Here is a 15,272-nt window from a genome sequence, read left to right as displayed (position 1 = left end):
CCACGAAAATGGCGCGCTTACCGGGACAAGTCCATCACCAGACTGAGATAATAGTCGATCGCCGGGCGCACGTTGGAGACAGGCGTCCGCTCGTTCAGGCCGTGGCTGAAATCCTCGCTGTCCTTGATGAACACCGGGCTGGCGCCATAGCTTGGCACGCCCACGCTGCGGAACCACATACTGTCGCTGGCCCCCGACGCCATCGCGGGAATGACCGGGACGCCGGGATAGACCGAATGGATCGCCTTTTCGAGCGCTGCGGTGAAATCGGGCCGCATCGGCGAGGCGGGGCTGGCGACCGAGCCTTCGGTCACGTCGCGGAACTTCACCGCCGGATCGCCCGCCGCCTGCTCCAGCTCGGCCATGATCGCGGCCGGAGCGTGGCCGGGAAAGATGCGGCAGTTGATGTTGGCGGTGGCGCGCTGCGGCAACGCGTTCAGAGCATGGCCGCCATTGATCATCGTCACCACGCAGGTCGTGCCGATCTTGCCGATCATCGCCGGGTCGGCCGACAGCGTGGCGACGGCCGCGCCATCGGCCGGATTGGCGGCAAACGCGCGCATCGCGCTGGCGCGCGCGGGATCGGTTTCCAGCTTGGCCGACCGTTCGAAATATTCGCGCGTCAGCGGGCTGACTTCGGGGGTGAAGTGGTGCTGGCCGATCTTCAGCAGCGCGGCGGCCAGCTGGTTGATCGCGTTCACCGGCCGGGGCATCGAACTGTGGCCGCCGGGATTGGTCACGGTCAGCTCGAAATCGGCATACGTCTTTTCCGCGCCCTGCCAGGTGAACTGGCGCGGCTTGCCGCTTTTCTCGTCGAACGATCCGCCGCCGCCATCGATATTGAGCACCAGTTCGGCGTTCGACAACTTCTCGGCAATCGCGCGTGAGGTACGCATCGTGGTTTCCTCGTCGCCCGAGAACTCGATCACGATCGAGCGGCGCGGACGAAAGCCCTCGCGCTTCAGCTCCAGCAGCGCAGCGATCGCCAGCGCACCGTCGAACTTCATGTCGGTGGCGCCGCGTCCGTACAGATAGCCATCCTCGATCATCGGCACGAACGGATCGCGCTGCCAGTCCTCGCGCTTTGCCTCGACCACATCCATGTGGCCCGACAGGACCAGCGGTTTCAGGGCCGGATCACTGCCCCGCCACGTGGCGATGAGGTAGGCGGTGTCGCCCAGCGGGGTGATGCTGATCTCGGCAGGATCGAACCCGCCCGCCACCAGCGAATCGCGAAACAGCGCGGCGACATCGCCGGTCTTGTTGCCCGGCCCGGCGACCGAGCGAATCGCGATGGCCTTCTGCGCCAAATCGAGCGCCTGCGCCTCGGCCACCGGATGCACGGTCAACTTTGCCGATGTGGACGGTTTGGCGAACGCCGGCGCGGCCAGCGTCATCGCGGCCAGCGCAGCGCCCAGGGCGAGGGTGTTCTTGACCATACCGTTGCGAATCCCTTTTATCGTTCAACTGGATACAAGTGTTACCAGATGCCACGCGTCCCGTCGCTTGTCCTGCTGGAATTGGCGCCGATCGTACGTTTGTGATCGAATGTGACAATCGAGTGCATATTTCGCAACCGCGAACGTTCATTTCGCACTTGCACAATGGCCGATTCGGTAGCACATAGGGGGTGCCTTTCAGGCATCCTCTCCCAAACTTTCCAAGGCCGGGCTGGCAACAGTCCGGCCTTTTTTTGTGCGCAATCCGTGGGATGGGTGGATCACCAACCTCAGTCCAGTGCATCGTTTTCCAAGGTCCGTCGTCCCGGACTTGATCCGGGACCGCTGGCAAACCCGCGCTTACCGGCCAGCGGTCCCGGATCGAGTCCGGGACGACGCCATTTGCTTCGCTGATCTAAGTTGCGGTCAATCCGGTTTCAAATGGGCCTAATCGCTGGCCAACGGCTCGATCCGCACCAGCAGCGCCTCGACCTGCACCTGCCCGCCCGCAACCGCGTTGAGTTCGGCCACCGTGCCATCGAACGGCGCGGTCAGCGCATGCTCCATCTTCATCGCCTCGAGCGTGAGCAGCTTCTGGCCCTTGGTCACCGCCTGCCCCTGCGCGACATCGACCGCAATGACCTTGCCCGGCATGGGGGAGAGGATGGCGCCATTACCCGCCGCCGCAATGCCGCCGTCCGTGCGATGCGGCAATATCGCGAACACACGGCCGTCGTTGACACCACTCAATATCGTCTCACCGCATGGCTCGATCCACGCTTCAAGATTTTCGAAGGGACTCGCTATTTCTGCACTGGTCGAATGGCCGTCGATGTCGACAAGGACCGTGCGATTGGAAACCGCGTTCAAGCGGAAACCGAAGGCACCCGTCCATGGACGGGACCCAGATTGTTTTTGCCCGATCAGTGATGATCCGGCCTGATGCACTTGGTTTCCGGCAGACTTGCTTGCGATGGCCATTGCGCCGGCCGAAACCACCACTTCGGGGGGATCGTCGGCAGGAATCAACGCATCGCCAAGCTCGGCGATGAAGCCCGTAGCGATGTCTCCGGTCCGGAACCGGTCCGCCTTAAGGCAATTCAGCAAAAATCCCGCATTCGTCTTTACGGGCCAGACCGCCGTCACGCCGGTGGCATTGGCAAGCTTTTCAATCGCACTTTGACGATCTCCGGCGTGGCAAACCAGCTTTGCGATCATCGGGTCGTAAAAAGCTGAAACCTCTCCGCCTTCGCAAACGCCGGTTTCGACGCGGATGAGGTGTTCAGGGAGCATCAGGTGATCCAACCGACCCACGCTCGGCAAAAACCCCTTCGCCGGGTCTTCCGCATACAACCGCGCTTCCATCGCCCAGCCATCGATACTCAGCTCGTCCTGCCGCTTGGGCAGCGCCTCACCGCTCGCCACGCGGAGCTGCCATTCGACCAGATCGACGCCGGTGATTTCCTCGGTCACCGGGTGTTCGACTTGCAGCCGCGTGTTCATTTCCATGAACCAGATGCGGTCGGCGCGCAGGCCCTCTGATGCGTCGGCGATGAATTCGATCGTGCCCGCGCCTTCGTAGGCAATCGCCTTGGCCGCGCGCACCGCCGCGCCGCAGATCGCTTCGCGCGTGGCCTCGTCCATGCCCGGCGCGGGGGCTTCCTCGATCACTTTCTGATGACGCCGCTGCAACGAACAATCGCGCTCGAACAAGTGGACCACGTTGCCGTGGCTGTCACCGAACACCTGCACTTCGATGTGGCGGGGCGAGAGGATGTATTTCTCGATCAGCACGCGGTCATCGCCGAACGAGGACGCCGCCTCGCGCCGGCACGAAGCGAGGCTGTCGGCGAAATCGTCGGCGGCATCGACGCGGCGCATGCCCTTGCCGCCCCCGCCCGCGACCGCCTTGATCAGCACCGGATAGCCGATCGCGTCGGCCTCGGCCTGCAAGCGATCGGGCGACTGGTCCTCACCCAGATAGCCCGGCGTCACCGGCACGCCCGCCGCGATCATCCGCGCCTTGGCCGCGTCCTTCAGCCCCATCGCGGTGATGCTGGCGGGCTTGGGCCCGACCCACACCAGCCCGGCGTCGATCACGGCCTGAGCGAACCCGGCATTCTCCGACAGGAAGCCATAGCCAGGATGGATCGCCTCGGCCCCGGTCTGCTTGGCGGCAGCGATGATCTTCTCGCCCACCAGATAGCTTTCGCGCGCCGGCGACGGGCCGATATGCACCGCCTCGTCCGCCTGCCGCACGTGGAGCGCATTGGTGTCGGCGTCGGAATAGACCGCCACGGTGCGGATGCCCATGGCGCGTGCGGTGCGGATCACGCGGCAGGCAATCTCACCACGATTGGCGATGAGGAGGGATTTGATCATGCTGCGTGCGCCTGTGCTGCGGCGGCCAGCAGGCCGATGCTGTCGGTCATGAAGTGGGCGATCATGCAGATGCCGATGTCGCGCTTCCACACGAACATGACGGTGGGAATGATGCCCGCGACGCCCGCGAAGAACACTTGCGAAACGCCCCAGCCGCTAAGGTGCGCGAGCCCGAATAGCGCCAGCGACAGGACCGCACCGACCCACAGTTTGCCGGTCAGCGCGCCAAGATGCGTGATCAGGATGCTGCGGAACAGGATTTCCTCCGACACCGCCGCGACCATGCCGATCAGCAGGATCATCCACACCGGCCGCGACGACAGCGCCGAGAGCATCGCGGCGGATTGCCTGACGCCGAACACGTGCATCGCCGCGATCATCGCGATGCTGACCACGACCATGGCGACGGCGGCGACAAAGCCCCAGGCGAACGTGGACCAGTTCGGCGCGACGAAACCCAGCTCGCGGGCCGAGAACGTGTGGATGCGCACCACCACGAACGCCAGCCCGATGGCGAAAGCGACGACCACCGCCTCACGCAGCAACGCCAGCGGCAGCGACGCGGTGTCGAGGTGCGGCATCAGCTTGACGATCGCCTCCAGCCCCAGGAACGCGACCGCCGCGATCAGGGCGAGTTGCGTCGTGGGTGCCCTGCCCAAGCGCTGCTTCATCGTTGGTGCTCCAGTGTTGAAGTGGGATTGGCATTGGGCAGGACCGCTGCCCGGCAGATCGCTCGGCAGCGGATATAGTCGGTATTGGCGACGAGGGAGGACTTCAACATAAGTACCTGGTTCCTCCCCGAACCGGGGAGGGGGACCATGCGCAGCATGGTGGAGGGGCACAGGCGATGATAACCGGACCTGCGGACACGGTGAAGCGCGCAAGGCAATTGCGCAGCGAGCTGTCGTTGCCCGAAGGCATACTCTGGCGGGAATTCCGCAAGCGGCCGGGCGGGTTCAAATTTCGCAGGCAACATCCGGCGGGAAACTACATTCTCGACTTCTACTGTGCGGCAGCGAGACTGAACATCGAAGTTGATGGCTTTGCGCACGACAGCATCCGCGCCGCAAAATCCGACGCGGCCCGATCCCATTTCCTGCGGTCGCAGGGCGTTGCGACCCTGCGGGTGCCCGCGAAGATCGTCCTGGAGAACCTTGAGGCTGCGGTTGCGCGCATTGTCGAGGTTTGTGGGCAGCGTTTGGGGTGACCTCGTGCCTGACGGCCTGTGCCCCTCCACCATCCTGCGGATGGTCCCCCTCCCCGGACCGGGGAGGAACTTGCTCCCCCTCACATCCGGAACACCCCGAACCGGGGCGCCTCCGCGATCGGTGCTTCGAGGCACGCGCCCAGCGCCAGACCGAGCACGTCGCGCGTTTGCGCCGGGTCGATCACACCGTCGTCCCAGCCGCGCGCGGTGGCGTGGTAGGGGTTGCCTTCGTCCTCGTACTTCTGACGGATCGGGGCCTTGAACGCCTCGGCCTGTTCCGGGGTCCAGTTGTCAGCGTCGCGGTGGACGGTGGCGAGCACCGACGCCGCCTGTTCGCCGCCCATCACGCTGATCCGCGCGTTGGGCCAGCTGAACAGGAAGCGCGGGCTATAGGCGCGGCCGCACATGCCGTAGTTGCCCGCGCCGAAGCTGCCGCCGATCAGCACGGTCAGCTTGGGCACGGAAGCGGTGGCGACGGCGGTGACCAGCTTGGCGCCGTGCTTGGCGATCCCTTCCGCCTCATACTTGCCGCCGACCATGAAGCCGGAGATGTTCTGCAGGAACAGCAACGGAATGCGGCGCTGGCAGGCCAATTCGATGAAGTGGGCGCCTTTCTGCGCGCTTTCCGAAAACAGCACGCCGTTGTTGGCTAGGATCGCCACCGGCATGCCCCAGATATGCGCGAAGCCGCAGACCAGCGTGGCACCGTACAACGCCTTGAATTCGTGGAACTCGCTGCCGTCGACCAGCCGGGCGATGACTTCGTGGACATCGTAAGGCGCGCGCACATCGTCGGGCAGGATCGCGTAAAGATCGTCGGCGGGGTATTTGGGCGCGCGGGGTTCCCGCAACGTCAGCCCCGCGCCCGCCTCGCTGCCGAGGTGGCTGACGATGTCGCGCACGATGGTCAGCGCGTGTTCGTCGTTGTCGGCCAGATGATCGACCACGCCCGATTTGCGCGCGTGGAGATCGCCGCCGCCCAGATCCTCGGCGGTGATTTCCTCGCCCGTCGCGGCCTTCACCAGCGGCGGACCGGCGAGGAAGATCGTGCCCTGTTCGCGCACGATAACGCTTTCGTCGCTCATCGCCGGGACATAAGCGCCGCCAGCGGTGCAGCTGCCCATGACGCAGGCGATCTGCGCGATGCCCAGGCTGCTCATCTGCGCCTGGTTATAGAAGATGCGACCGAAGTGGTCGCGGTCGGGGAAGACTTCGGCCTGATGCGGCAGGTTGGCGCCGCCGCTGTCGACAAGATAGACGCACGGCAGGCGGTTGGCCTGCGCGATTTCCTGCGCGCGGAGGTGCTTCTTGACCGTCATCGGGTAGTACGTGCCGCCCTTCACCGTGGCATCGTTGGCCACGATCATGCAACTGCGGCCCGATACGCGCCCGATGGCGGTGATGATCCCCGCGCCGGGAATCTCGCCATCGTAAAGGTCGCCCGCCGCCAGCTGGCCCAATTCGAGCAGCGGCGAACCGGGATCGAGCAAGCGCTCCACCCGCTCCCTCGGCAGCAGCTTGCCGCGCGCGGTGTGGCGTTCGCGCGATTTCTCGTTCCCGCCCAGCGCGGCGGTGGCGACGCGTGCGCGCAGCTCCTGCGCCAGCGCACGGTTGTGCGCGAACCGCGCTTGCGCCTCGGCGCTGGAGCGATCGAGCGTGGTGGGCAGGACGGGGGCGCTCATGCCGCGCCGATCAATTCACGCCCGATCAGCATGCGCCTGATCTCGTTGGTACCCGCGCCGATGTCGAGCAGCTTGGCATCGCGCAGGAAACGTTCGACCGGCCAGTCCTTGGTGTACCCCGCCCCGCCCAGCGCCTGCACCGCCTCGCCCGCCGCACGAAACGCGTTCTCGCTCGCCAGCAGGATCGCGCCGGCGGCGTCGAACCGCGTGGTCTGCCCGGCATCGCACGCGCGCGCTACGGCATAGACATAGGCGCGCGCCGATTGCAGCGCGACGTACATGTCGGCGACCTTGGCCTGCATCAACTGGAACGCGCCGATGGCTTTGCCGAACTGCCTGCGCTCGCGCACAAACGGGATGACCGTATCGAGGCACGCCTGCATGATGCCCAGCTGGATGCCCGACAGCACCACGCGTTCGTAATCGAGCCCGCTCATCAGCACGCCGACGCCGCCGTGCAGCGGCCCCATCACGTTGTCTTCGGGCACGAAACAGTCGTCGAACACCAGCTCTGCAGTGGGCGATCCGCGCATGCCCATCTTGTCGATCTTCTGGCCGATCGAGAACCCGGCGAAGTCTTTCTCGATCAGGAACGCGGTGATCCCCCGGCTACCCGCCTCGGGCGCGGTCTTGGCATAGACCACCAGCGTATCGGCATACGTCGCGTTGGTGATCCAGAACTTGGTGCCGTTGAGGCGGAATCCGCCGGATACGGCATCGGCCTTGAGCTTCATCGACACGACATCGGACCCGGCGCCCGCCTCGGACATCGCCAGGCTGCCGACGTGTTCGCCGCTGATCAGCTTGGGCAGGTATTTCGCCTTCTGATCGTCCGTGCCCCAGCGGCGGATCTGGTTGACGCACAAGTTGGAATGCGCGCCATAGCTCAGCCCGATAGAGGCGCTGGCCCGGCTCACTTCCTCGACCGCAATGGTGTGCTCTAGGTAGCCGAGCCCAAGGCCGCCCCACTGTTCCTCAACGGTTATGCCGTGTAATCCCAGTTCGCCCATAGCGGGCCACAACTCGCGCGGGAACCAGTCTTCGGCATCGATGCGCGCGGCCAGCGGCGCGATGCGATCATCGGCAAAGCGTGCGGCGGCCTCGCGGATCATCGCGGCGCTTTCGCCCAGCGCGAAGTCGAAGTCGGGGGTGGCTTTCATGTCGTATCCCGGTCCCAGCGTATCGAGGCTTTGTTGCAGGATATACGCTTGAGCTAGCTCGCGGCAATTCAAGGTTACACAAATGATATGATAGGTATCATCTATTATTGCAGACCTGCACTATCACAGGATAGATCGGACGTATGATCGATCGCTACCTGATCCGCTATTTCCTCGCCGTCGTCGACGAGGGCAACTTTTCGCGCGCGGCGGCCAAGTGCCGGGTTGCGCAGCCGACGCTGTCGGTGGGCATCGCCAAGCTCGAAAAGCTGGTCGAACGACCGCTGTTCAACCGCACCAACCGCCGCGTCGAACTGACCGGCGCGGGCACGCGCTTTGCGGTGCACGCGCGGCGGATCGAGCTGAACTTCGCCGAAGCCGAGCGCGAAGCGCGCGACGATGGCCCGTCCAAGCTCATCCGCATCGGTATCGCCGCCACGCTGCCGACCGCGTGGATCGAGCGCGCGGTGGCGGCGGCGGCCTCCGCGCTGCCGTCCGAACGCCTCGAACTGGTCGAAGGCACCGCGCGGGAGCTGGCACCGTTGCTGGAACGCGGGCGGATCGACGCGCTGATCGGCCCGCAGATCGACGCGCTCAGCGGACCCGGCGAAGGCTTCGAGCCGCTGTTCGGCGAAGGCTATGGCATGGCGATGGCGGCGAGCCATCCGCTGGCCGGCCGGGCCGAAGTCTCTGCCGCAGACGTCGCGGGAGAAACCATGATCGTGCGCCGCCACTGCGAGGCGTTGTCCGAGGTGAGCCGGTTCTTCACCGGCCAGGGCGTGCGCCCGTTCTTCGCCGCGCGCACCACCAGCGATGAGCGCGCGCTGGCCTATGTCCGCGCGGGCCTGGGCATCACGGTGATGCCGCGCTGCTACCTGCAACAGTGCATCGCCATGCCCGCGCTGAGCGGGTTTGCGGTACAGCGCACCGTGGGCCTGCGGATCGAGCCCAACGCCGCCGGGCGGCTGGCCGGAAGCGTGCTGCTGCGCGGTTTGTGTGATACGATCCGCAGCGAGGCGCTGGCGGGCCCGGACTGAACGCGAGCGCCGCGCGCGTTCAACCGCCCGCGAACAGCTTCGACCGGCCGGGACTGATCTGGATCGTGTCGCCCACCGCCGGCGCGGTGGCCTTGGCATCGAGATCGATTTCCACCACGCGGTCGGTGCCCGTCACCTTGCCCTCGATCCGCCATGCGCTGCCCTTGCGGAAGACGTTGCCGACCACCACCGCCTCGCCGCCGTTGGCGACGATCTCGACATCGTGCGGGCGGACGTGGAGCGAGCCTTCGGGCGAGGGAAACAGATTGGTCTCGCCCACGAACTGCGAGACGAACGCGCTGGCCGGCTCCATGTAGACTTGCTCGGGCGTGCCGACCTGCTCGATCACGCCGTGATCCATCACCACCACGCGATCGGCCAGTTCCAGCGCTTCTTCCTGATCGTGCGTCACGAAGATCGTGGTCAGCCCCATCTGTTCGTGCAGTTCGCGCAGCCAGCGGCGCAAGTCCTTGCGCACTTTGGCATCGAGCGCGCCGAACGGTTCGTCGAGCAGCAGCACCTTGGGCCCGATCGCCAGCGCGCGGGCCAGCGCGACGCGCTGGCGTTGTCCGCCCGAAAGCTGCCCGGGATAGCGGCTGCCCAACCCGTTGAGCTGGACCAGGCCGAGCAGTTCCTCGGCGCGCGCCTTGATCTCGGCGCGTTTGGGACGCTCGCGCCGCTTCTTGACGGTGAGGCCGAAGGCGACATTCTGCGCCACCGTCATATGCCGGAACAGCGCGTATTGCTGGAACACGAAGCCCACGCCGCGATCGCCGACCTTGCGGTTGGAAACGTCTTCGCCGCTGAACAGCACCTGCCCGCCGTCCTGGAACTCAAGCCCGGCAATGATCCGCAGCAGCGTGGTCTTGCCCGAACCCGACGGGCCCAGCAGCGCGATGAATTCGCCTGGCCTGATATGCAGGTCCACCCCGTGGAGCGCAGCAAAGTCGCCGAAGCGCTTGGTGATGTTCCTGACCTCGATCAATGTCCGGCCCCCCTGAGCGACTGTGATCCCTGATGGAGGTCGAACCGCCATTCCAGCAGGGTCTTGAGCACGAGCGTGACCAGCGCGAGCAGCGCCAGCAGCGACGCCACCGCGAAGGCGCCCACAAAATCGTACTCGTTGTAGAGAATCTCGACATGCAGCGGCATCGTGTTGGTCAGCCCGCGAATGTGACCCGACACGACCGAAACCGCGCCGAATTCGCCCATCGCGCGGGCGTTGCACAGCAGCACGCCGTACAGCAGGCCCCAGCGGATGTTGGGCAGCGTGACGTGCCAGAACGTCTGCCAGCCGTTGGCGCCCAGCGAGATCGCCGCTTCCTCGTCATCCTTGCCCTGTTCGGTCATCAGCGGGATCAGTTCGCGCGCCACGAACGGGAACGTGATGAACACCGTGGCCAGCACGATGCCGGGCACGGCGAAGATGATTTTGAGGTCGTGCGCCTGCAGCCACGGCCCGAGCAAGCCTTGCGCCCCGAACAGCAGTACGAAGATCAGGCCCGAGACGACCGGCGACACCGAAAACGGCAGGTCGATCAGCGTGATCAGCAGGCTCTTGCCCGGAAAGCTGAACTTGGTGATCGCCCACGATGCGGCCAGGCCGAACACCACGTTGAGCGGCACGCTGATCGCTGCGATCAGCAGGGTGAGCCGGATCGCGGACCAGGCATCGGAGGTCGACACCGCTTCGAGATAGGCGCCGATGCCCTGCTTCAGCGCCTCGGAAAACACTGCGACCAGCGGCAGCAGCAGGAACAGCGCAAGGAACCCGAGCGCGATGGCGATCAGGCTGCGGCGTACGATCGCCCGCTCGCTGGTGGGGGTGAGCCGGCTCATTCTGCGCCCCTTACCCGGGTCCACGCCTGGATCAGGTTGATCAGCAGCAGGATCGCGAACGATGCCAGCATCATGATGGTCGCGATCGCCGTTGCCGCCGCCACTTCGTATTGTTCGAGCTGGGTCACGATCAGCAGCGGTGCGATTTCGGTGCGACCGGGCATGTTGCCGGCAATGAAGATGACCGATCCGTACTCACCCACGCCCCGGGCGAAGGCCATGGCGAAACCGGTCAGCAGCGCCGGCCCGATCGCCGGCAGGATCACGCGTGCCATGATCTGCGGACGATTGGCCCCCAGCGTCGCGGCGGCTTCCTCCACATCGTTGCCCAGATCGGCCAGCACCGGTTCCACTGACCGCACCACGAACGGCAAACCGATGAACACCAGCGCGATCACAATGCCAATCGGCGTAAACGCCACCTTGATCCCCAATGGCGCCAAGAACTGGCCGATCCAGCCGTTGGGCGCATAAAGCGCGGTCAGAGCGATGCCTGCGACTGCCGTGGGCAGCGCAAACGGCAGGTCGACCAGCGCACTGACCACCTGCTTGCCCGGAAACGGATAGCGCACCAGCACCCAGGCGACGATCAGGCCGAAGAATGCGTTGACCAGCCCTGCTGCCGCCGCCGTTCCGAAGCTGAGCCGATAAGCCGCCAGTGCGCGCGGCGAAAAACCGACAGCCAGAAATTCATGCCAGCCCATTCCCGCAGACTTCAGGAATATGGTCGATACCGGAATCAACACGATCAACGTCAGCCAGCCGATAGTCAGGCCGAAGGCTGCTGGAAAACCGGGCAACACCGCAGGGCGGCGCCAACCGCGCTTTAAGGCAATGGTCGTGGTCATCTGCAGCTGTCTGCTCGATCGAGATAGGAGGTGGAAGGCGCAGGGTTACTTCTTGGTATAGATCTTGTCGAACACGCCGCCATCGCCGAAATAGGTCTTCTGCGCGCTCGCCCAGCCGCCGAAATCCTTGTCGATCGTTGCCATCTCGATTGCCGGGAATTTCGATTTGAACTGCTCTGCCACCTTGGGGTCGGTCGGCCGGTAGAAGTTCTGCGCAATCGCGGTCTGGGCCTCGGGCGTGTAGAGGTAGTGGAGATAGGCGTCGGCGACTTCGGTCGTCCCGTGGCGCTTGGCGTTCTCGGTAATCACCGCCACCGGCGGCTCGGCGCGGATCGAGATGCTGGGCACCACCATTTCCACCTTGTCCTTGCCCAGTTCCTTTTCGGCAAGGAAGGCCTCGTTTTCCCAGGCCAGCAGCACATCGCCGATGCCGCGTTCGACGAACGTGGTGGTCGATCCGCGCGCACCGCTGTCGAGCACCGGCACGTTGCCGTAAACCTTGCTGACGAACGCCTGCGCCGCAGCATCGGTTCCGCCCGCCTTGCGGCCATAGGCCCAGGCCGCGAGGAAGTTCCAGCGGGCGCCGCCGCTGGTCTTGGGATTGGGAGTGATGACGCTCACGCCCGGCTTCACCAGATCGCCCCAATCGTGGATGCCCTTGGGATTGCCCTTGCGGACCAGGAACACGATCGTCGAGGTATAAGGCGCGCTGTTGTCGGGCAGCGCCTTCTGCCAGTCGGCAGGCAGCAGCTTGCCCTTGCTGGCGATCGCGTCGATGTCATAGGCCAGCGCCAGCGTGGCGACGTCCGCGTCGAGCCCGTCGATGATCGCGCGACTCTGCTTGCCCGATCCGCCGTGGCTCATGCGGAAGGTGACGGTCTGCCCGGTCTTCTGCTTCCAGGCGGCGGCGAATCCGGGGTTGATCGTTTGGTACAACTCGCGCGTGGGATCGTAGGAGACGTTGGTCAGCTCGACCGATTTGCCATCGGCGCCGCTCTTGGCACCCGAACAGGCGGACAGGGATGCGACCATGACGATCGAGGCGGAGAGCGACGTGGCAAGGAACAGGCGGCGCTTCATGGTCGGTGGTCTCCCTCTGTTGCAGGCGCTATATATTCAATCGATTTGATAGACATTAAACTTCGAGTGTCAGGCCCTAAAGTCTGGCTTCCTGCCCGAATGCCCCGAGCCCACTGCCGATACATCAAGCCTAAACTCAATTTAATTAATAGACAATTGGCTGTCGGTCATCCGAGCGTTAATCGAGCCAAGCCGATCGCGCCATCCGGATCGCTTGGGCCGGCGACCTGTTCAGCATCGCGTAAGTGGCCGGGTGACAGCGAGGCGTGCAACGTGGATAGTCGATCGGGCGGCGCAAGCGTCCCATGGGCAAGAGTGGAGTTTGGCATCTTGGAAGGCACAACATGAGCATGTTTCTGGCTCTCGCCCTGGCCGCGCAAGCGACGTCAGGCTCGATCACGGTCGATGTCGCCAACGTCCGCAACGCCAAAGGACGCGTGCGTGTCGATGTTTGCCCGCAACCGCAATTCCTGGAAGACAATTGCCCGTTCCATGCCGACGTGCCGGCGCGCGCCGGAACGACCACGGTCGTCATCAACGGCGTCCCGCCGGGGCAGTACGCGATCCAGGCGTTCCATGACGAGAACAGCAATGGCGAGGTCGATCGCGCGCTGTTCGGGATCCCCAAGGAAGGCGTCGGCTTCTCGCGCGACGCAAGGATCTCGTTCGGTCCGCCGAAGTGGGCCGACGCGGTGTTCAGCCACGATGCACGGCCGATGGCGGTGCGTTTCGGCCTGCGCTATTTCATGGGCGCCAAAGGGCCGCCGACCCGCGCCAAATGACGCGGGAGCCCGGGCCGGTCCGCTAAGGCCCGGCCCGAACGCGCTTTTCACAAGTCCATTTCAGTTCGGCCGGTTCGCCATCTGGTTGAGGTGGCCGATGAGCGCCGAGGCGCCGCCGGTGGCCAGCACCCGCGCGAAATCGGCGCGGCGCGTGGCCAACTGGCTGATCGCGTTCTTGTAGAACACGTCGATGACCTTCCACTGGCCGCCGCTCATGCGCAGGCGATAGCTGATCGCGACCGGAGCATCGCCGGGTGAGGCGAGCGAGGTACGCACCAGCTTGTCGCCGCCGCGCGTTTCGACCTGCGGCGACACGGCGAACCGTTCACCCGAATAGCCGTCGAAATTGCGGGCGTATTGCGACACGGTCATGGTGCGGAACGCCGCCACCAGCGCCGCCTGGTCGCGCGGGTTCATCGTGGTCCAGCTCGGACCGACCGACAGCCGGGTCATCGCCGCGATATCGAACGTGCGATCGATCACCGGACCGATGGCGCGGGCCCGCCCCGCCACGCCCGCGGCTTTGCCCGCGCGCATGATCGACAGCAGCCCGTCGTCGAGCGACTGCACGGTCGCGATCGCGGGATCGGTCGCCTGCGCCGCGATTGCCGTTCCGGCAATCGCAAAGGCGGCAGCGACAGGAAAAGCCTTGAACATCGTAATCCTTTCGAATGCGTTTGGCCGCCTGATAAGATGGCCAAAGTTTAACCTACCTGAACGCGCCTGCCGCGATATCGCTCTTTCGAGTGTGTCACTTGCAGTCTAAGTCGGCCTGTGAAATGGGGTCTTCCAGTCCGGTGCGATGTTCCGGCGACGCGGAGGGTGATTAGGGTTTGATCGAATTCAATGCTGAAAAGCCGCTCCTCAATGTCGTGCTGGCCTCGCCGCGCGGATTTTGCGCTGGCGTAATCCGTGCAATCGAAATCGTCGAGCGCGCAATCGAGCGTTACGGCGCCCCGGTCTATGTCCGCCACGAGATCGTCCACAATCCCCACGTCGTTGCGCGCCTGCGCCAGATGGGCGCGATCTTCGTCGACGAGCTGGATGAAATTCCGGCGGGCGCCATGACCGTGTTCAGCGCCCACGGGGTGCCGCGCACCGTTGAGGATGAGGCCGAAGCACGCGGTCTGCCGGTGATCGACGCGACCTGCCCGCTGGTGACCAAAGTGCACAATCACGGCCGCCGCTATGCCCGCGATGGCCGGATCATCGTGCTGATCGGGCATGAAGGCCATGCCGAAGTGGTCGGCACGATGGGCCAGATCGACGCGCCGGTACTCCTGGTGTCGACCGCCTCCGGGGTCGATTCGCTGCCGATCGATCGGGCGACGCCGATTGCCTATGTCACGCAGACCACACTCAGCGTCGATGACACGCGCGAGGTCATCGCCGCGCTGCACCGGCGGTTTGCCGACGTGGTCGGGCCCGATGTGTCCGACATCTGCTATGCCACGCAGAACCGCCAGGCTGCGGTGCGCGACCTCGCGCGGCAAAGCGACGTGCTGATCGTCGTGGGAGCCAGCAACAGCTCGAATTCCAGCCGACTGCGCGAGATCGGCGACGAATGCGGCGTGCCCAGCTATCTGGTCAACGACGGCAGCGAGATCGACCCCGCGTGGTTCGCCGGCGTACGCCGCGTCGGGATCACGGCCGGGGCCTCTGCGCCCGATGTCCTGGTCGATTCGGTTGTCACACGTCTGGCGCAAACGCACACGATCCGCGTTTCCCAACTTGACGGGATCGCCGAAAACGTCTCGTTCAGCCTGCCCGCGTCATTGCGGACCCGCCCCGCACCCCTTGCTGCGGCGCGATAGGA

At 65.0% G+C, this 15,272-nt stretch carries 14 protein-coding genes; 4 read left to right on the top strand and 10 right to left on the bottom strand.

The genetic code is table 11. The features are described from left to right. Positions 1-17: 17 nt before the first annotated feature. The 3 genes from NL2_RS03955 to NL2_RS03945 form a co-directional block, all read right to left on the bottom strand. Positions 18-1,439 carry a M20/M25/M40 family metallo-hydrolase gene (locus tag NL2_RS03955; protein ID WP_068071883.1) on the bottom strand — a complete coding sequence of 474 codons (1,422 nt, stop codon included), beginning with the start codon at positions 1,437-1,439 and terminating at the stop codon, positions 18-20. Positions 1,440-1,886: 447 nt separating this feature from the next. Next, entirely contained in the window at positions 1,887-3,821 is a 1,935-nt protein-coding gene (locus NL2_RS03950; protein WP_068071881.1) for an acetyl/propionyl/methylcrotonyl-CoA carboxylase subunit alpha, read from the bottom strand. Continuing rightward, positions 3,818-4,492 (bottom strand): CPBP family intramembrane glutamic endopeptidase, encoded by a 675-nt coding sequence (locus NL2_RS03945; RefSeq protein ID WP_068071879.1) that lies wholly within the window; start codon positions 4,490-4,492, stop codon positions 3,818-3,820. Before NL2_RS03945 ends, NL2_RS03950 begins: the two co-directional genes overlap by 4 nt. Positions 4,493-4,668: 176 nt before the next feature. On the opposite strand from NL2_RS03945, the gene NL2_RS03940 reads away from it, so the two are divergent. After that, the gene (locus NL2_RS03940; protein ID WP_245647558.1) at positions 4,669-5,028 is read left to right on the top strand and encodes an endonuclease domain-containing protein; all 360 of its coding nucleotides are present in this window, start codon (positions 4,669-4,671) and stop codon (positions 5,026-5,028) included. Positions 5,029-5,108: 80 nt separating this feature from the next. Here the strand turns inward: NL2_RS03940 and NL2_RS03935 are convergent, their stop codons facing one another. After that, a complete protein-coding gene (locus NL2_RS03935) occupies positions 5,109-6,710 on the bottom strand; it encodes a carboxyl transferase domain-containing protein (RefSeq protein ID WP_068071877.1) in 1,602 nt (533 codons plus the stop codon). After that, complete coding sequence (locus NL2_RS03930; RefSeq protein WP_068071875.1) at positions 6,707-7,870, bottom strand: acyl-CoA dehydrogenase family protein; 1,164 nt, start codon at positions 7,868-7,870, stop codon at positions 6,707-6,709. The genes NL2_RS03935 and NL2_RS03930 overlap by 4 nt, the downstream gene beginning before the upstream one ends. A gap of 143 nt (positions 7,871-8,013) precedes the next feature. Between NL2_RS03930 and NL2_RS03925 the strand changes: the two genes are divergently transcribed. Continuing rightward, positions 8,014-8,907, top strand: a complete 894-nt coding sequence (locus NL2_RS03925) for a LysR family transcriptional regulator (protein WP_068071873.1) — start codon at positions 8,014-8,016, stop codon at positions 8,905-8,907. A 19-nt stretch (positions 8,908-8,926) separates the two neighbouring features. Here NL2_RS03925 and NL2_RS03920 read toward each other — a convergent pair whose 3' ends face one another. The 4 genes from NL2_RS03920 to NL2_RS03905 are packed head-to-tail and all read right to left on the bottom strand — an operon-like array spanning position 8,927 to position 12,674. Further along, entirely contained in the window at positions 8,927-9,892 is a 966-nt protein-coding gene (locus NL2_RS03920) for a sulfate/molybdate ABC transporter ATP-binding protein (RefSeq protein WP_245647557.1), read from the bottom strand. Beyond that, a complete protein-coding gene (gene cysW, locus NL2_RS03915) occupies positions 9,889-10,746 on the bottom strand; it encodes a sulfate ABC transporter permease subunit CysW (RefSeq protein WP_068071869.1) in 858 nt (285 codons plus the stop codon). Before cysW ends, NL2_RS03920 begins: the two co-directional genes overlap by 4 nt. Next, positions 10,743-11,594 (bottom strand): sulfate ABC transporter permease subunit CysT, encoded by an 852-nt coding sequence (gene cysT, locus NL2_RS03910; protein WP_068071867.1) that lies wholly within the window; start codon positions 11,592-11,594, stop codon positions 10,743-10,745. Before cysT ends, cysW begins: the two co-directional genes overlap by 4 nt. 45 nt (positions 11,595-11,639) lie before the next feature. Further along, complete coding sequence (locus NL2_RS03905) at positions 11,640-12,674, bottom strand: sulfate ABC transporter substrate-binding protein (protein WP_068071865.1); 1,035 nt, start codon at positions 12,672-12,674, stop codon at positions 11,640-11,642. 344 nt (positions 12,675-13,018) lie between these two features. On the opposite strand from NL2_RS03905, the gene NL2_RS03900 reads away from it, so the two are divergent. After that, positions 13,019-13,456, top strand: a complete 438-nt coding sequence (locus NL2_RS03900; RefSeq protein ID WP_068071864.1) for a DUF2141 domain-containing protein — start codon at positions 13,019-13,021, stop codon at positions 13,454-13,456. A 60-nt stretch (positions 13,457-13,516) separates the two neighbouring features. Here the strand turns inward: NL2_RS03900 and NL2_RS03895 are convergent, their stop codons facing one another. Continuing rightward, positions 13,517-14,113 carry an ABC transporter substrate-binding protein gene (locus tag NL2_RS03895; protein WP_068071862.1) on the bottom strand — a complete coding sequence of 199 codons (597 nt, stop codon included), beginning with the start codon at positions 14,111-14,113 and terminating at the stop codon, positions 13,517-13,519. 179 nt (positions 14,114-14,292) lie between these two features. Here NL2_RS03895 and ispH point away from each other — a divergent pair, with 179 nt between their 5' ends. After that, positions 14,293-15,270 carry a 4-hydroxy-3-methylbut-2-enyl diphosphate reductase gene (ispH, locus tag NL2_RS03890; RefSeq protein WP_068071982.1) on the top strand — a complete coding sequence of 326 codons (978 nt, stop codon included), beginning with the start codon at positions 14,293-14,295 and terminating at the stop codon, positions 15,268-15,270. Positions 15,271-15,272 lie beyond the last annotated feature (2 nt).

It is taken from the genome of Novosphingobium lentum NBRC 107847, assembly GCF_001590965.1.
GTDB lineage: Bacteria > Pseudomonadota > Alphaproteobacteria > Sphingomonadales > Sphingomonadaceae > Novosphingobium > Novosphingobium lentum.
The sequence above is the reverse complement of the archived record's forward strand: the minus strand, read 5'-3'. Positions and strand labels throughout refer to the sequence as shown.